Annotated in this window: 15 protein-coding genes; 12 read left to right on the forward strand and 3 right to left on the reverse strand. The window is 70.0% G+C overall.

Annotated elements, in window-relative coordinates; genetic code table 11:
* The first annotated feature begins 72 nt into the window (after positions 1-72).
* From ACFY9S_RS03490 to ACFY9S_RS03515, 6 genes are all read left to right on the forward strand, one after another.
* Positions 73-510 carry a DUF3052 domain-containing protein gene (locus ACFY9S_RS03490; protein ID WP_031104104.1) on the forward strand — a complete coding sequence of 146 codons (438 nt, stop codon included), beginning with the start codon at positions 73-75 and terminating at the stop codon, positions 508-510.
* Between the two features lie 105 nt (positions 511-615).
* Complete coding sequence (locus ACFY9S_RS03495) at positions 616-1,074, forward strand: redoxin domain-containing protein (RefSeq protein ID WP_391122245.1); 459 nt, start codon at positions 616-618, stop codon at positions 1,072-1,074.
* Positions 1,075-1,219: 145 nt separating this feature from the next.
* Positions 1,220-1,795: a TerD family protein gene (locus ACFY9S_RS03500; RefSeq protein WP_031131329.1), complete on the forward strand. Its 576-nt coding sequence runs from the start codon at positions 1,220-1,222 to the stop codon at positions 1,793-1,795.
* A 134-nt stretch (positions 1,796-1,929) separates the two neighbouring features.
* Positions 1,930-2,505, forward strand: a complete 576-nt coding sequence (locus ACFY9S_RS03505; protein ID WP_102908924.1) for a TerD family protein — start codon at positions 1,930-1,932, stop codon at positions 2,503-2,505.
* A 127-nt stretch (positions 2,506-2,632) separates the two neighbouring features.
* The gene (locus ACFY9S_RS03510; RefSeq protein WP_391122248.1) at positions 2,633-3,778 is read left to right on the forward strand and encodes a DUF475 domain-containing protein; all 1,146 of its coding nucleotides are present in this window, start codon (positions 2,633-2,635) and stop codon (positions 3,776-3,778) included.
* A gap of 128 nt (positions 3,779-3,906) precedes the next feature.
* Entirely contained in the window at positions 3,907-4,644 is a 738-nt protein-coding gene (locus tag ACFY9S_RS03515; protein WP_391122251.1) for a Tellurium resistance, read from the forward strand.
* 37 nt (positions 4,645-4,681) lie between these two features.
* On the opposite strand, the gene ACFY9S_RS03520 is transcribed toward ACFY9S_RS03515, so the two are convergent.
* A complete protein-coding gene (locus tag ACFY9S_RS03520; protein ID WP_391122253.1) occupies positions 4,682-5,602 on the reverse strand; it encodes a TerD family protein in 921 nt (306 codons plus the stop codon).
* Between the two features lie 227 nt (positions 5,603-5,829).
* Between ACFY9S_RS03520 and ACFY9S_RS03525 the strand changes: the two genes are divergently transcribed.
* From ACFY9S_RS03525 to ACFY9S_RS03535, 3 genes are read left to right on the forward strand one after another with little or no spacing between them, the layout of a single operon-like run.
* Complete coding sequence (locus ACFY9S_RS03525; protein WP_391122256.1) at positions 5,830-6,996, forward strand: HpcH/HpaI aldolase/citrate lyase family protein; 1,167 nt, start codon at positions 5,830-5,832, stop codon at positions 6,994-6,996.
* 30 nt (positions 6,997-7,026) lie between these two features.
* Positions 7,027-9,585 (forward strand): phosphoribosyltransferase domain-containing protein, encoded by a 2,559-nt coding sequence (locus ACFY9S_RS03530; protein ID WP_391122259.1) that lies wholly within the window; start codon positions 7,027-7,029, stop codon positions 9,583-9,585.
* Entirely contained in the window at positions 9,585-10,394 is an 810-nt protein-coding gene (locus ACFY9S_RS03535; RefSeq protein WP_391122262.1) for an HAD family hydrolase, read from the forward strand. Before ACFY9S_RS03530 ends, ACFY9S_RS03535 begins: the two co-directional genes overlap by 1 nt.
* Here ACFY9S_RS03535 and ACFY9S_RS03540 read toward each other — a convergent pair.
* Together ACFY9S_RS03540 and ACFY9S_RS03545 are read right to left on the reverse strand one after the other, a co-directional pair.
* On the reverse strand, positions 10,315-11,106 hold the full coding sequence (locus tag ACFY9S_RS03540) for a VTT domain-containing protein (RefSeq protein ID WP_391122265.1): 792 nt from the start codon (positions 11,104-11,106) through the stop codon (positions 10,315-10,317). The two genes, ACFY9S_RS03535 and ACFY9S_RS03540, sit on opposite strands and share 80 nt — an antisense overlap.
* A gap of 47 nt (positions 11,107-11,153) precedes the next feature.
* Positions 11,154-11,375, reverse strand: coding sequence for an FmdB family zinc ribbon protein (locus ACFY9S_RS03545; RefSeq protein ID WP_391122268.1), 222 nt, complete (start codon positions 11,373-11,375; stop codon positions 11,154-11,156).
* A gap of 218 nt (positions 11,376-11,593) precedes the next feature.
* On the opposite strand from ACFY9S_RS03545, the gene ACFY9S_RS03550 reads away from it, so the two are divergent.
* The 3 genes from ACFY9S_RS03550 (at position 11,594) to ACFY9S_RS03560 (ending at position 16,515) form a co-directional block, all read left to right on the forward strand.
* Positions 11,594-13,906: a transglycosylase domain-containing protein gene (locus ACFY9S_RS03550; protein ID WP_391122271.1), complete on the forward strand. Its 2,313-nt coding sequence runs from the start codon at positions 11,594-11,596 to the stop codon at positions 13,904-13,906.
* A 54-nt stretch (positions 13,907-13,960) separates the two neighbouring features.
* Positions 13,961-15,238, forward strand: a complete 1,278-nt coding sequence (locus tag ACFY9S_RS03555; protein ID WP_391122274.1) for a hypothetical protein — start codon at positions 13,961-13,963, stop codon at positions 15,236-15,238.
* Between the two features lie 122 nt (positions 15,239-15,360).
* Entirely contained in the window at positions 15,361-16,515 is a 1,155-nt protein-coding gene (locus ACFY9S_RS03560) for an amidase domain-containing protein (RefSeq protein ID WP_391122277.1), read from the forward strand.
* Positions 16,516-16,518: the final 3 nt, after the last annotated feature.

The raw sequence follows: 16,518 nt of genomic DNA on the forward strand, positions 1-16,518 counted from the left end.
TGTGGACTACGGCCAATGCTTCGCGCACGCGCGTGGCTGAGTTATTCCCAAAACATGATCAGGAGGCAACCCGTGAGCGCGACCGCGGACCACGCGGAGGAGCGGACGAACCCTGCCGCCAGGCTGGGGTTCCAGCCCGGGCAGGTGGTCCAGGAGATCGGCTACGACGACGACGTGGACCAGGAGCTCCGCAAGGCCATCGAGGGCATCATCGAGGCCGACCTGGTGGACGAGGACTATGACGACGTGGCCGATGCCGTTGTGCTGTGGTTCCGTGACGACGACGGCGACCTGACGGACTCGCTGGTCGATGCCACCACGTACATCGAAGAGGGCGGCGCGATCCTGCTCCTCACGCCGAAGACCGGCCGTTCGGGCTATGTGGAGCCGAGCGACATCTCGGAGGCCGCCACCACGGCGGGTCTGACGGCATCCAAGAGCGTCAGCGTCGGCAAGGACTGGAGCGGCAGCCGGCTGGCCACGCCCAAGGCCGCCAAGTCCAAGCGGTAGTCGTACGGCGGGCGGGCCGGCGTCGCCGGCCCGCCCATCGGCATGTCCTGGTGCCTGCGTAGGGTGGTCCCACCCGAAAAGCCCCACGAAGGGACACCCACAGCGATGCCGATCCAGGCCGGCGAGAAGGCCCCTGACTTCGAGCTCAAGGACAACCACGGCAGGGCCGTGAAGCTGTCCGACTTCCGGGGCCGCAAGAACGTGGTGCTGCTCTTCTACCCCTTCGCCTTCACCGGGGTGTGCACCGGCGAGCTGTGCGAGCTGCGCGACAACCTGCCGCAGTTCTCCGACCGCGACACCGAGCTGCTCGCCGTCTCCAACGACTCCATCCACACCCTGCGCGTCTTCGCCGAGCAGGAGGGCCTGGAGTACCCGCTGCTGTCGGATTTCTGGCCGCACGGCAACGTCTCGCGGGCCTACGGCGTCTTCGACGAGGACAAGGGCTGCGCCGTGCGCGGCACCTTCGTCATCGACAAGGAGGGCGTCGTGCGGTGGACCGTCGTCAACGGCCTGCCGGACGCGCGCGACCTGAACGACTACGTGAAGGCGCTCGACTCCCTGTGACCCGGTCGGGCGGCATGCGCTCGACACCCGCCGAATGTCGGCTCCAGGGCCTGCGAGGGGCGGGAACCCGTCACTAGGATCGAGTCGTTGATCCGACATCCGAGCACAACGGGGCATCCCGCCCCTGGACACCAATGGAGGACTCGTGGGAGTCAGCCTCAGCAAGGGCGGCAACGTTTCGCTGACCAAGGAGGCGCCGGGCCTGACCGCGGTCATCATCGGTCTGGGGTGGGACGTCCGCACCACGACCGGCACGGACTTCGACCTGGACGCCAGCGCGCTGCTGCTGAACAACTCCGGCAAGGTCGGCAACGACCAGCACTTCATCTTCTTCAACAACCTCAAGACCCCGGACGGCTCCGTGGAGCACACCGGTGACAACCTCACCGGTGAGGGCGAGGGCGACGACGAGCAGATCAAGGTCAATCTCGCCACCGTCCCGGCCGACGTGGAAAAGATCGTCTTCCCGGTGTCGATCTACGACGCCGAGACCCGTCAGCAGTCCTTCGGCCAGGTGCGCAACGCGTTCATCCGCGTCGTGAACCAGGCCGGCGGCGCCGAGATCGCCCGGTACGACCTGAGCGAGGACGCCTCCACCGAGACCGCCATGGTCTTCGGTGAGCTCTACCGGCACGGCGCGGAGTGGAAGTTCCGCGCCATCGGCCAGGGCTACGCCTCGGGCCTGCGCGGCATCGCTCAGGACTTCGGCGTGAACGTCTGAACCACCGAAGGGCCCCGCGACAGGGCTCCGAGGTCTTCTTGTCCGGCGCCGCACGGTTTATGTGCGGCGCCGGACGTGCAGGACCACCTCAGTGACACCACCGGGCCTGTGGCCCCAAGGGGAGGGACAGCATCATGGGCGTCACGCTCGCCAAAGGGGGCAATGTCTCCCTGTCCAAGGCCGCGCCGAACCTCACTCAGGTGCTGGTCGGGCTCGGCTGGGACGCGCGCTCCACCACCGGAGCGCCCTTCGACCTCGACGCCAGCGCTCTGATGTGCAGCAGCGGGCGCGTGCTCGGGGACGAGTACTTCGTCTTCTACAACCAGCTCAAGAGCCCGGACGGCTCGGTCGAGCACACCGGCGACAACCTCACCGGCGAGGGCGACGGCGACGACGAGTCGCTCCTGATCGACCTGCCCAAGGTGCCGCCGGGGTGCGACAAGATCGTGTTCCCCGTCTCGATCCACATGGCCGACGAGCGCGGCCAGACCTTCGGCCAGGTCAGCAACGCCTTCATCCGCGTGGTCAACCAGGCCGACGGCCAGGAACTCGCCCGCTACGACCTCAGCGAGGACGCCTCCACGGAGACCGCGATGATCTTCGGTGAGCTCTATCGCTATCAGGGCGAGTGGAAGTTCAGGGCCGTGGGGCAGGGGTACGCGTCGGGGCTGCGGGGCATCGCACTGGACTTCGGGGTCAACGTCTCATAACGCGCGTTATGAGCAAAAACCGGGGCCCAGTGGGGTGCTGAGGGGGGACGACTAGACTTCGGCTTCAAAGTTTCGTAAAGCCGGGTACGGCGCGGGGGAGCCCCGTACACACACGATTGGGTAGCCAGTGGTTCTGAAAACCTTCGGGTGGTCGTTCGCGGTCACCGCGCTCGGCCTGGTCGCAGCGATCTTCTACGGAGGGTGGACCGCGTTCGGTGTCGTTGCGATCCTGTCCGTCCTCGAGATCTCGCTGTCCTTCGACAATGCGGTGGTCAACGCCGGGATCCTGAAGAAGATGAGTGCCTTCTGGCAGAAAATCTTCCTCACCATCGGCATCCTGATCGCCGTCTTCGGCATGCGGCTCGTCTTCCCTGTCGTGATCGTCGCCCTCAGTGCACAGCTCGGGCCGATCGAGGCCGTCGACCTCGCGCTCACCGACAAGGACCAGTACCAGCAGTACGTCACCGACGCCCACCCGTCGATCGCCGCCTTCGGCGGCATGTTCCTGCTGATGATCTTCCTGGACTTCATCTTCGAGGACCGGGACATCAAGTGGCTCAAGTGGCTCGAGCGGCCGCTGGCCAAGCTCGGCAAGGTCGACATGCTGTCGGTCTGCATCGCGCTGATCGTCCTGCTCATCTCGGCGATGACCTTCGCGACCCAGGCCCACCAGCACGGCGGCACGCACGTCGACAAGGCGGAGACGGTTCTGCTCGCCGGTATCGGCGGCCTGATCACCTACATGATCGTCGGCGGTCTCTCCGGCTACTTCGAGGACAAGCTCGAAGAGGAGGAGGAACGCGAGCACGAGGCGGAGGAAGCGGCCGTCCGTTCCGGCAAGCCGCGCTCCGCGGTCGTCGTCGCCGGCAAGGCCGCGTTCTTCATGTTCCTCTACCTCGAGGTCCTGGACGCGTCCTTCTCCTTCGACGGCGTCATCGGCGCCTTCGCCATCACCAACGACATCGTCCTCATGGCCCTCGGCCTCGGCATCGGCGCCATGTACGTCCGGTCGCTGACGGTCTACCTGGTCCGCCAGGGCACCCTCGACGACTACGTCTACCTGGAGCACGGCGCGCACTACGCGATCGGCGCGCTCGCCATGATCCTGCTCGTCACCATCCGGTACGAGATCAACGAGTTCATCACCGGCTCCGTCGGCGTGATCCTGATCGCCTGGTCCTTCTGGTCCTCCGTCCGCCGCAACCGCGCCATCGCGGCGGCCGAAGGGGACGCCGGATCGGACTCGAAGACTGAGGTCTCCTCCGGGGTGTGACACCCCTCCGGGTGAGGAACGCTCTGTGCGGGGCGGCCGCCGAGGACTCCTCGGCGGCCGCCCCGTCGGCCGTCATGGGCCGTGGGTACGGTGATGACCTGCGGTCTCCGAGTGAACGTGGGGGCGGAATGGGCCTGTTCGACGGACTTCGGCGTGGGCGCGAGGCGCAGTTCGACTCGGGCGACGCGTCGACCAACGCGATCGAGCTGACCAAGCGGCGCGCACAGATATCACTGACCAAACAGGGCGCGGCCACCGGCCATCTGCGCGTCAACCTCAGCTGGCGGATGCGCACCTCCGACTTCGGCGGCTCGCAGCGCGAGAGCCTGCTGCGCCATCCCTTCCGGGCCCTCAAGCCCCCCGAGGTCGTCGGCCACAGCCAGAGCATGGTCAACGTCGACCTCGACCTCGGCTGCCTCTACGAACTCCAGGACGGCAGCAAGGGCGTCGTGCAGCCCCTCGGCGGCTACTTCGGGGAAACCAACGCCGCGCCCTACGTCAAGCTCAGCGGCGACGACCGCTTCGGCTCCGCGTCCGGCGAGACGATGTACATCAACCTCGACCACCGCGACGACATCAAGCGGCTGCTGGTGTTCGTCTACATCTACGACCAGACGCCCGCCTTCGACCGCGCCCACGCCATCGTCACCCTCTACCCGAGCAACGGCCCCCGCATCGAGATCCACCTGGACGAACGCCAGCCGCAGGCCCGCTCCTGCGCCGTCGTCATGATCGAGAAGGTGAAGAACGAGATCATCGTCCGCCGCGAGGCGAAGTTCGTCTACGGCTTCCAGGCCGAGCTCGACCGCTTGTACGGGTGGGGTCTGCAGTGGGGGCGCGGATACAAGACCAAAGTCGGCCGCTGACCGCGGAGCCCCGAGGGGCCCCGCCCCGGAGCTCTGCTCAGCGCCCGACGAACTGCGGGCCCTGCGGGGGCAGCCCGAAGTCCGGGTCGGGGGCCGCGGTGACCGGCGGCGGGTAGCCGTAGCCGGTCTGCGCCACCGCGGCACCCGCCGCTGCCGGTGCCTGGGGGTAGCCGTACGCGGGCCGGCCGGTGGTCTGCGGGTAGCCGTAGGCAGGCTGCGTCGCCGGCGGCTGCTGCGGATATCCGTAGTCGGGCCGGCCGGGCGCCGCGGTCGGCTGCTCCGGAGGCAGCGGCACGGAGACCTCGGGGGGCGGCTGGGCGGTGCCCGCCGTCGTCGGCTGCGCGGCCGTGTTCGTGGTGGGGGGCGCGGGGACCGTCGTGGTCGCCGCCTCCGCCTCCGCCTCCGCCGCCGCCTCCGACTCGTCCACCGAGATGCCGAAGTCGGTCGCGAGCCCCTTCAGCCCGTTCGAATAGCCCTCGCCCAGCGCCCGGAACTTCCAGCCCTCCCCGCGCCGGTACAGCTCACCGCAGATCAGCGCGGTCTCCTCGCCCGTCTCCGGCGTGACGTCGAAATACGCCAGCGCCTCGGCGTCGGTGTCCGCCGCGTCGTACAGCAGGATGCGCAGCTCCCGCACGCGGTCGAACGTCACGCCGTCCGCCGATGCGACCAGCAGAATCCGGCCGACCTCGGACTCGACACCGGTGAGATCCGTCTGGATCGTGTCGGTCAGGCCCTCGGCGACCCGCTTCTTGCCGAGCCGCCACACCTTCCCGGCCGGGTGCCGGGGCTGGTTGTAGAAGACGAAGTCCTCGTCGGAGCGCACACGACCCTCGGGGCCGAGGAGCAGCGCGGAGGCGTCGACGTCCGGAACCCCCTGCCCGGGTGTCCAGCGCAGCACGGCGCGTACCGTGGTGGCTTCCAGCGGGACGTTCGACCCCTTCAGCATGGCGTGCGTCATGCGGTCATCCTGCCCTCTCGGTCCTGCTCACGACAACGCGGGGGCCGCGGTCACGAGCGGCGCCGACGGCCGTCGCGGACTACCGTCGTCATGGCCGGGCCTGGCTGTGCTTGCCCGCGTTACCTGAAATTCATGCGTCATGGGAACCTCTGACATGGACATCTACGTACTATTACCGGCCAGCTTTCGACGATTCGCAGGCCGCACCATCACCACGGGGGAGTTTCATGCGTCATTTCGGGCACATCGCCCCTGAGGTGCGGAAGCGTCTCTTCTTCCGCGAGCCGTGTGTGTTCACCCCGGGCTCGCCGGCCCGTCTGCTCTCGGTCGCCCTGGGCGCCACCCTGTACAGCCCGGCCACCCGGCCACGCCTGGCCGACGACGTCCTCAAGCAGGCCGGGCGCGGTGTGGTCTCGATGGTGCTGTGCCTGGAGGACTCGATCGACGACGCGGACGTCGGCCCCGGCGAGGAGAACCTCGTCCGCCAGATCACCGCCCTCGACGACCTGCCGGACGCCGACCCGCCGCTGCTGTTCATCCGGGTCCGCGCCCCCGAACAGATCCCCGACCTGGTACGCCGCCTCGGCCCCGCCGCCGGGCTGCTGTCCGGATTCGTCCTGCCCAAGTTCACCGAGGAACGCGGCATCCCCTTCCTCGAAGCCCTGGCCACCGCCGAGGCCGAAAGCGGCCGTCGTCTTTTCGCCATGCCTGTGCTGGAGTCCCCGGAGCTGCTCTACCGGGAATCGCGCGTGGAGACCCTGGAGGGCATCTCCCGGGCCGTCGACAAGTACCGCGACCGCGTCCTCGCCCTGCGCCTCGGCGTGACGGACTTCTGCTCCTCCTACGGACTGCGCAGAGGCCCCGACATGACGGCCTACGACGTGCAGATCGTCGCCTCCGTGATCGCCGACGTGGTGAACATGCTGGGCCGCGCCGACGGCACCGGCTTCACCGTCACCGGGCCCGTGTGGGAGTACTTCCGGGTCCAGGAGCGCATGTTCAAGCCGCTGCTGCGGCAGAGCCCCTTCCTGGAGGTGCAGGCCGCGGAACTGCGCGAGAAGCTGATTGAGCACGCCATGGACGGCCTGCTGAGGGAGATCTCCCTGGACCACGCCAACGGACTGCTGGGCAAGACCTGCATCCACCCCTCGCACGTGCTGCCGGTGCACGCCCTGTCGGTTGTCAGCCACGAGGAGTTCACGGACGCCCAGGACATCCTGCGCCCCGAGCGCGGCGGCGGGGGTGTGCTGAGATCGGCGTACACGAACAAGATGAACGAGGTGAAGCCGCACCGGGCCTGGGCCGAGCGGACGCTGCTGCGTGCCGAGGTTTTCGGCGTGGCGAACCAGGACATCGGCTTCGTGGAACTGCTGGCGGCGGGGCTGCCGGGCTGACCGCACGGCTTCCGAGGATTCGAAGGGTTCATGGAGAAGGCAGTGAACGAGGGGGAGCACCGCGAGGTGCGCGACGATGCGCCGGCCGGGCCGGCCGACGCGACCGGCGGCGTCTGGTCCGGCAGCTGGGTCGCCGAGCGGCTCGGCGTCGAGCTCGCCGGTGACGGCCGGCTGACCGGCCTGCTGGGGCTGGCGCTGCGCCGCAACCCCAAGCGGGCCCACCTGCTGGTGTCGAACGTCCTGGGCAAGCACGTACCGCAGTCGCCGTCCGTCGTGTACGGCTACGGGGTCGAGCTCGGCCGCCGGGTGCGTGACCTGCTGGGCGACGACGAGGCCCGCAGGGCCGTCGTGCTCGGCTACGCCGAGACCGCGACCGGCCTCGGCCACAGTGTCGCCGACGGGCTGGGCCTCGCCCCCTACCTGCACTCCACCCGCCGCCCGGTCGCCGGTGTCGCCCAGGCCGGCGGTTTCGAGGAGTCCCACTCCCACGCGACCTCGCACCTGCTGCTGCCGGAGGACCGGGCGCTGCTCACCGGCGACGGGCCGCTGGTCCTGGTCGACGACGAGTTCTCCACCGGGAACACGGTGCTGAACACCGTCCGTGATCTTCATGGGCGGTATCCGCGGCGGCGGTACGTCGTGGTGGCGCTGGTGGACATGCGGTCCGCCGCCGACGCGGGGCGGCTGGAGGAGTTCGCCCGCGAGATCGGTGCGCGGGTGGACCTCGTGGCAGCGGCCTCGGGCACGGTACGGCTGCCCGAGGGGGTGCTGGAGAAGGGGCAGGAGCTGGTGGCGCGGTACGAGGCGGAGAGTGCCGCGAACAGCGGCGTTGCCGTCGAAGCCGACCAGGAGGGCGACTCCTCAGGGGCGCGGGGAACCGCGCGACAAGCCCCCACCGGCCCGCAGCGGGACTACGACCGCATCGACCTGCACTGGCCCGCCGACCTGCCGGACGGCGCCCGGCACGGGTTCACGCCCTCCCACCGCGCCCGGCTGGAAGCCGCCCTGCCCGCGATGGCGGCCCGGATCGCGGAGGCCTTGCCTCATCACGCCCGCCGCGTCCACGTCCTCGGCTTCGAAGAGCTGATGTACGCCCCGCTCAGACTCGCCCGCGAGCTGGAGCGGACCACCGGCATCGAGGTCCGCTACTCCACCACCACCCGCTCGCCCGTCCTCGCCGTCGACGACCCCGGTTACGCGATACGCACCCGCCTCGCCTTCCCCGCCCACGACGACCCCGCCGACGGCCCCGGTGAGCGCTACGCCTACAACGTCGCGGGCGCCGGCTTCGACGCCGTCGTCGCGGTAGTCGACTCGGCCGGGGACACCCCGGCGCTGCACGCGCCCGACGGTCTGCTGGCCCGCCTCGCCCCGCACACCCCGCGGGTCCTCCTCGCCGTCATACCGTCGTACGCCCCCGAAAGGCCCTCCATGCTGCCCGAGCCCCTCCGCGGCCCCGCCTTCTCCTCGTACGCGCCCGAGGAGGTCGGCTGGCTGCTCCAGGACCTCTCGGACGTGACGCTGGAGGCGCCGACCGAGGAGCGCGAGGAGGCGATCCAGAGCGGCGGCGCGCACTACGCGGAGTCGCTGCCCGTGGAGTACCAGCCCAGCGAGCAGTACCAGGAGCTGTTCCACGCCGCGCTGGAGGAGTCGGCGGCCCGTATCGCCCAGGCGGTCGGCGTCGTCACCGAGACGGTCCTCGCCGAGCGGTCCCCGCGTCCCGTGCTGGTCTCCCTGGCCCGTGCCGGGACGCCCGTCGGCATCCTCATGCGCCGCTGGGCCCAGCACCGGCACGGCCTCGACCTGCCGCACTACGCCGTGTCGATCGTCCGCGGCCGGGGCATCGACGCCAACGCGCTGCGCTGGCTCGCCGAGCACCACGACCCCCGGGACGTCGTCTTCGTCGACGGTTGGACCGGCAAGGGCGCCATCACCCGCGAACTCGCCCAGGCGCTGGAGGAGTTCGAGAAGTCGGACGGCGTCACCGGCTTCAGCCCCGAGATCGCGGTCCTGGCCGACCCGGGCTCCTGCGTGAGCACCTACGGCACCCGCGAGGACTTCCTCATCCCCTCCGCCTGCCTCAACTCCACCGTCTCCGGCCTGATCTCACGGACGGTGCTGCGCGCGGACCTGGTCGGCCCGCACGACTTCCACGGCGCGAAGTTCTACCGCGAACTCGCCGCCACCGACGTCTCGGTGGCCTTCCTGGACGCCGTGTCGGCCCGCTTCCCCGAGGTCACCGACGCCGCCTGCGCCCAGGCCAAGGAACTGCTCGCGACCGACCGCTCGCCCACCTGGGAGGGCTGGGCCGCCGTCGAGCGCATCAGCGAGGAGTACGCCATCCACGACGTGAACCTGGTCAAGCCCGGAGTCGGCGAGACCACCCGGGTCATGCTGCGCCGCGTGCCCTGGAAGGTCCTGGCACGCGCCGGGGCGGGCAGCGACCTGGACCACGTACGCCTGCTGGCCGAGCAGCGCGGCGTGCCCGTCGAGGAGGTCGACGCACTGCCCTACACCTGCGTCGGCCTGATCCACCCCAAGTACACCCGGGGCGCGACCGGCGCCGACGGCAAGGCGGTGACCCGCTGATGCCCGCACTCGTCGCGAGCGACCTCGACCGCACCCTGATCTACTCCGCCGCCGCCCTGGCGCTGACCATGCCGGACCCGCGGGCCCCGCGGCTGCTGTGCGTCGAGGTGCACGAGAGCAAGCCGCTGTCCTACATGACGGAGACGGCGGCCCGGCTCCTCACCGAGCTGGGCGACGCGGCCGTGTTCGTGCCGACGACGACCCGGACGCGCAAGCAGTACCAGCGCATCAACCTGCCGGGTCCGCAGCCCACGTACGCGATCTGCGCGAACGGCGGCCACCTCCTGGTGGACGGCGTCTCCGACCCCGACTGGCACGCGCGGGTCACCGCACGGCTGGCCGACCAGTGCGCGCCCCTGGCCGAGGTGCAGGAGCACCTGCTGAGGGCCGCCGACCCGGTCTGGGTGCGCAAGCACCGCGTCGCCGACGACCTGTTCGCCTATCTCGTCGTCGAGCGTGAACTGCTCGACGAGGACTGGGTGAAGGAACTCGCGGTGTGGGCGGAGAACCGCGGCTGGACCGTGTCCCTCCAGGGCCGCAAGATCTACGCCGTTCCCAAGCCGCTCACCAAGAGCTCGGCCATGCGGGAGGTCGCCCGGCGGACCGGGGCCGATCTCACGCTCGCCGCGGGTGACTCCTTGCTCGACACCGACCTGCTCCTCGCGGCGGACCTGGGCTGGCGGCCCGGCCACGGGGAGCTGGCTGACGCCGGCTTCACGGCCCCCTCGATCAGGGTGCTTCCCGACCGGGGTGTCCTGGCCGGGGAGCGGATCCTGCGCGAGTTTCTGGGGGCAGTACGGGGCGCCTGAGGACTCGGGTGTCCTGGTCGTCGCGCGGGTGCGGCGGCGTGGCGGCTTGTCGCGCTTCGCGGCGGAGCCGCTGATCGACATGGCCCCGCGCCCCTTTGGGGCGTCGCAGCAGCCGCAGGGCTATGAACACAAGGACAGCTACCGCCGCCACGGCGAGGACCACCTTGGAGTAGGTGGAGACGATGTCCGTCACCTGGTGCCAGTTGGCGCCGAGGAAGTAACCCGCGAGCACGAACGCCGTGTTCCAGATCGCGCTGCCCAGGGTGGTCAGCCCCAGGAACACCGGCAGACGCATGCGCTCCACACCCGCCGGCACGGAGATCAGGCTGCGGAAGATCGGGATCATCCGGCCGAAGAAGACGGCCTTGGTGCCGTGCTTGAGGAACCACGCCTCGGTCTTCTCGATGTCCGAGACCTTCACCAGCGGCAGCCGGGCCGCGATCGCCACCGTCCGGTCACGGCCGAGCAGGGCCCCGACTCCGTACAGCGCGAGCGCGCCGATCACCGAGCCGGCCGTCGTCCACAGCAGGGCGGCGAGCAGGCTCATCCGGCCGCTGCTCGCGGCGAACCCGGCCAACGGCAGGATCACCTCGCTGGGCAGCGGCGGGAACAGGTTCTCCAGGGCGATGGCGAGACCGGCACCCGGCGCGCCCAGCGCGTCCATCAGGTCGTTGACCCACTGCGGTCCGGCGTCCGCTGCGATGGCTGTCATGCCGCCACGTTAGGGAACCGAAGCTGAAGGACTCCTGAGGAAAGGCGTCAGCCGCAGCAGCCGCCTCCGCAGCAGCCGCCCCCACCGCCGCCCGCGCGGGGCGCCGGTGCCGGGGCGGAGACCGATCCTCCGACCGCGACCGTGGAGAGGAGCTTCACCGAGTCCTCATGACCGGAGGGGCAGGCCGCGGGGGCGGAGGACTCCGCCATGGGACGGCTGAGTTCGAAGGTGTCGCCGCAGGTCCGGCAGCGGTACTCGTAACGAGGCATGGGGACAGGTTAATCCGCGACGACGGAAGTACCGCCCTCCGGGATTCTGTTTGATCACTCTTGCCGTACCGGTGTGGAGGAACTGTAAAGGCCGCTGATAGCTTTCGAAGGCCGCGAGGAGCCGTGAAGGCGGGGGAAACGTGAGGGCTCGCTGCCGTCACCACGGCAGCCATGCCCTTCCGCGCGAGCACCACCGTGAGCGGGAGGGAGACACAGCCGTGTCCAAGGCTGGGCGGGAATCGGACGAGACCATGCAGTTGAAGGTTCCCGCTTTCCCGAACGCGGACGAGACCATGCTGTTGCGCGCCGTCGAGCCGGCCGCGACCGGCAACGCGAACCCACGCGCGGCCACGAATCGCAACGCGAAGACGCCGGCCGCCACGACCGGCAGCGCGAACCCACGCCCCGGCACGGCGCCGGACGGCGGCCGTCCCGGCAGGGCGCGCCGCCGACGCAAGGCCCCCCGTGCCTCCCTGCTGTCCCGACTCCCCGTCGCGGGCCCGGGGCTGACACGGTTCGCCGCCCGCGTCGCGTCCGACGCCCGCCGCCTCAGGCCCCGTTACCCGCACGCCGACCGCGCCGGCTGGCGGCGCTGGGCGCCCTCCTTGCGGCAGTGGCTCGGCGCCGCGCTGGCGTTCACCGGCCTGACCGTCGTCCTCCTCGGCTCCGCCTACGCCGCCACCGACATCCCGGACAACCTCAACTCGTACGCCACCCAGCAGGACAACGTCTACTTCTGGTCCGACGGGACGCCCATGGCCCGCACCGGCTGGGTGCGGCGGCAGGCGATGCCGCTGGAGGACATCCCGGAGGACGTCCGCGACGCGGTGCTGGCGGCCGAGAACGCCAGTTTCTACAGCGACCCCGGCATATCCCTCAGCGGCCTCGCCCGCGCCCTGTGGCGCACCGTCGGCCAGGGAGACACCCAGGGCGGCTCCACCATCACGCAGCAGTACGTCAAGAACGTCTACCTCAACCAGGACCGCTCGGTCGGCCGCAAGTTCACCGAGGCCATGCTCGCCCTCAAGCTCGACAACGGGATGAGCAAGGACGACATCCTGGAGGGGTACCTCAACACGAGCTGGTTCGGCCGCGGCACCTACGGCATCCAGCGCGCCGCCCAGGCCTACTACGGCAAGGACGTCGGCGAGCTCGACGTCAGCGAGGCCGCCTTCCTCGCGTCCCTCCTCAAGGGCGCGGGGCTCTACGACCCGGCCCTGGGCGAGGCCAACCATGCCCGGGCCGTGGAGCGCTGGTCCTGGATCCTCGACCGCATGGCCGAGATCGGCACCCTGTCGGAGGCCGAGCGGGCCCGGTACACGGAGTTCCCCGAACCGCTCAAGCGGGCGCCCGGGTTCGACACCGGCAAGCAGAGCGACTACCTCGTGGAACTGGCCGCCCGGTACGCCAAGAAGGCGGCGCGCCTCTCGGACAAGGAGTTCGACTTCGGCGGCTTGCAGATCTACACGACCTTCGACCGCGAGCAGGAGACCGCGCTCACCGACGCCGTGGCCGAGGCCCGGAAGAAGGCGCGGAAGAAGGACGCGGCCAAGGCGAAGGCCCTGCACTTCGGCGCCTCCTCGGTGGCCACCGACGGGCGGATCCTCGCCGTCCACGGCGGTCCCGACCACCGCACCCAGGGCTACAACGAGTCGAACGCGACCACCGTGCCCGCCGGTTCGGCCTTCCTGCCCTTCGTCTACGCCGCCGCCCTGGAGCACGGCGTGCACAAGACCCGGGACGGCGCCGCCACGGAGGTCACCCCGCAGACGCTGTACGACGGGGACGACGGCATCGCCGTCACGACGCCCGAGGGCCCCTACTGGGACCGCGGCGGCAAGCAGGTCACCTCCCACAACGACGGCGGGAAGTCGTACGGGCGGATCAGCCTGAGCCGGGCGCTGGCCCTTTCGGTGAACACGCCGTTCATGCAGCTCGGCATGGACACCGGCCTGGACCGGGTGCGGGACACCGCCCAGCGGGCCGGCCTGCTCTCCTCCAGCTTCGGCCCGCAGGTGCCCGCGATGTCCCTGGGCAGTGCCACGCCCAGCGCGATCCGCATGGCCGGCGGATACGCCACGTTCGCCGCCGCCGGCAAGCACGTCGAGCCGTACTCGGTGTCCCGCATCACCCGCAACGGCTCCGAGATCGCGCTGACGAAGCCCGCGTCCCGCCGTGCGGTGAAGGCGAGCGTGGCCGCGGCGGTCCAGTCCGCCCTCACGGACGCCTTCCGCACCGCCCGCCCGGGGGCGGACCCGGCCGCCACGGTGGCCGGGAAGCCCGTCACGGTGGCCGGGAAGCCCGTCACGGTGGCCGGGAAGCCCGTCACGGTGGCCGGGAAGGCCGGCACCACGCAGAACGACACGGCCGCCTGGTACGTCGGCACCGCCGACTCCGTGTCGACGGCCGTGGTGGCCTACCGGATCGACCTCGGCAAGAGCCTGGAACCCCTGCCGCTGGACGGGATCGCGGGCTCCCTCGACGACAGCGTCCCGTACCGCATCTTCTCCGGTGCCCGCGGCATCGGCTGACCCCGCGCCCGGCACCGCCCCGTACCCCCACCCCCTTCGCAGAATGAGCCGCGTATGACACCGCCCTCCGGCCGCCGCCGACGGCCCCGCGCCCCCCGCCGCACCGCGCCCCCGGGGATGCTGACCCTGGCGGCCCTCCTCGTCGTCGCGTCCCTGGTCGCGGGCTATCTGCTGCTGACCGGCTCGGACACCACCACCCCGACCGCTTCCTCCGGGGCCCGCCAGAAGCCCGCCGCGAAGCCGGACCCGGAACCCGAGTGGGACGGCAGGACGAAGGTCCTCGGGGACGGCTCCACCTCCTACACCGGCCCTCCGAAAGGCCAGTTGAAGCCGGTGCCCCTCAAACCGGGCGAAAAGCCGCCCCAGTTCGTCGTCTTCTCCTGGGACGGCGCGCTGCAGGGCGACGACGGGCTCTTCGCGCACTACCGGGAGCTGGCCGAGGAGTACGACGCCCACATGACCTTCTTCCTTACGGGCATCTACCTCCTGCCCAAGAGCAGGAAGGACCTCTACTCCCCGCCCCAGCACTCCAAGGGCTCGGCGGCGATCAGCTTCGCCACCGACGAGCACATCCGCACCACGCTGGAGCAGCTCGGCAAGGCCTGGCAGGGCGGCAACGAGATCGGCACCCACTTCAACGGCCACTTCTGCGGCAAGGAGGGCGGCGGCGACTGGAGCGTCGCGGAGTGGAAGAGCGAGATCGACCAGTTCTACGACTTCGCCGAGAAGTGGAAGACCAACACCGGCTTCCGGGACGCCGACCCGCTGCCGTTCGACTTCAGGAAGGAGGTCACCGGCGGCCGGGCGCCCTGCCTCGAGGGCCAGGAGAACCTGCTGAAGGCCGCCAAGGACTACAAGTGGCGCTACGACGCCAGCTCCGCGGGCGACTTCCAGATATGGCCCCACAAGAAGAACGGCATATGGGATTTCCCGCTGCAGATGCTCCCCTACGAGGGCGGCAAGTACCAGGGCCTGTCGATGGACTTCAACTTCCTCTACAACCAGTCCGAGGGTGAGACCGAGGGCGACCCGGCGAACTACCCCCAGTGGGAAGAGCAGACCGTCGCCTCCTACATGTCCGGCTTCAATCGCGTGTACTACGGCAGCCGCGCCCCGCTGTTCATCGGGAACCACTTCGAGGACTGGAACGGCGGCATCTACATGCGGGCCGTCGACCGGGTCTTCAAGGCCATGTGCACGAAGAAGGACGTCAAGTGCGTGTCCTTCAGGGAACTGGCCGACTGGCTCGACGTGCAGAAGCCCGGAACCCTGCAGCGGCTCCGCGGCCTGGACCCGGCGCAGTCACCCGACTGGTCGACGGTCGTGAAGTGACCGGGTTCGGAAGTAACAGATGCAACACCCTTCACAGGAGCCACACATTCCATGCAAAAATCTCCTACCCCGGTAACCCTTTGGCCGGGGCAAGAGGGGAAACACCAGTGAGATCAAGAAAATTGAGCGGGACGCGGCGCCGCGTCACGATAGTCGGCGCCGCGGCGACCTCGGTCGTCGCCGGAGTCGCCCTGCTGCCCAACTGGAGTGCGGGCGCGGCGGTCAGCGACGATCCGACGGTGGACGCGCGCACCAGGGCCACCTTCCAGCGGCTGGCGGACGCCGTCTTCACCGACCGCACCAACGCCCTGGTCGACGGCGGGCAGGCCGACGCGGACAAGCCGCTGACCGACGGCTTCTCCGGCGACGTCGCGCTGTCCTCCGGCACCGCCCGCACCGAGGACGCCACCCGGTCCGCGCTCGGGCAGCGCAAGAAGAAGCTGGCCAAGGCCGGCGAGACGTACCGCGGCGCCGCCACCACCGTCACCCTGAACGCCACGCGGGTCACGGGCCGTACGGCCAAGGCGGAGGTCACCGAGACCACGACCCTCACCTACGCCCGCACCCGGGGCGACGCGCCGAAGACCACCGGATTCCAGGCCCGGCACGAGCTGACCTTCAAGGCCGACCGGCGCGGAGACTGGCGGCTGACGGGCATCCGTGACACCGACCAGGGCGGTATCGCGGTGAACACCCTCTCCAAGCCGGCCCCCGTCAAGGCGGCCACCACCGCCGACACCATGCCGAACGCCCCGCGCGCGGCGACCACCCGCAACCCGGCCGCCGCCCCGAAGACCGGCACGACGTACGACTACAAGGCCATGGCGGCCTACGCCGAGAAGCACTGGAACGCCTACAACAAGGACTACCCGGACTTCAGCGGCCGCGGCGCCGGCGGCGACTGCACCAACTTCGTCAGCCAGTCCCTGAAGGCGGGCGGCTGGAAGCACGTCCCCGGCTACGTGTACGACTACACCAGGTGGTTCGGCAACGCCGACATCCAGTCGCACTCGTTCATCGGCGTCAACGAGTGGTCCTGGTTCGCCCAGAACTCCAAGCGGACCAAGCCGCTCGCCAACGTCTTCCAGCTCGAGGTCGGCGACGTCCTCCAGGTGGACTTCGACAAGGACGGGTCCAAGGACCACACGATGATCGTCACGTACAAGAGTGGTGGGGTGCCGTACGTGACCTACCACTCCAACAACACCCTCCGCAGGTCGGTGGCGAGCCTCGTCGCGTCGTACCCGAACGCGTACTACTACGCCTACCGCACCTGAGTC

It is taken from the genome of Streptomyces sp. NPDC012474 (assembly GCF_042955185.1).
Classification (GTDB): domain Bacteria; phylum Actinomycetota; class Actinomycetes; order Streptomycetales; family Streptomycetaceae; genus Streptomyces; species Streptomyces cahuitamycinicus.

What these genes read in the sequence shown, in the direction of transcription:
- ACFY9S_RS03505 (WP_102908924.1), top strand. Translation starts at nt 1,930, where the DNA reads ATGGGCGTCACGCTCGCCAAAGGGGGCAATGTCTCCCTGTCCAAGGCC.
- ACFY9S_RS03530 (WP_391122259.1), top strand. Translation starts at nt 7,027, where the DNA reads ATGGAGAAGGCAGTGAACGAGGGGGAGCACCGCGAGGTGCGCGACGAT.
- ACFY9S_RS03515 (WP_391122251.1), top strand. Translation starts at nt 3,907, where the DNA reads ATGGGCCTGTTCGACGGACTTCGGCGTGGGCGCGAGGCGCAGTTCGAC.
- ACFY9S_RS03545 (WP_391122268.1), bottom strand. Translation starts at nt 11,375, where the DNA reads ATGCCTCGTTACGAGTACCGCTGCCGGACCTGCGGCGACACCTTCGAA.
- ACFY9S_RS03540 (WP_391122265.1), bottom strand. Translation starts at nt 11,106, where the DNA reads ATGACAGCCATCGCAGCGGACGCCGGACCGCAGTGGGTCAACGACCTG.
- ACFY9S_RS03495 (WP_391122245.1), top strand. Translation starts at nt 616, where the DNA reads ATGCCGATCCAGGCCGGCGAGAAGGCCCCTGACTTCGAGCTCAAGGAC.
- ACFY9S_RS03535 (WP_391122262.1), top strand. Translation starts at nt 9,585, where the DNA reads ATGCCCGCACTCGTCGCGAGCGACCTCGACCGCACCCTGATCTACTCC.
- ACFY9S_RS03520 (WP_391122253.1), bottom strand. Translation starts at nt 5,602, where the DNA reads ATGACGCACGCCATGCTGAAGGGGTCGAACGTCCCGCTGGAAGCCACC.
- ACFY9S_RS03525 (WP_391122256.1), top strand. Translation starts at nt 5,830, where the DNA reads ATGCGTCATTTCGGGCACATCGCCCCTGAGGTGCGGAAGCGTCTCTTC.
- ACFY9S_RS03555 (WP_391122274.1), top strand. Translation starts at nt 13,961, where the DNA reads ATGACACCGCCCTCCGGCCGCCGCCGACGGCCCCGCGCCCCCCGCCGC.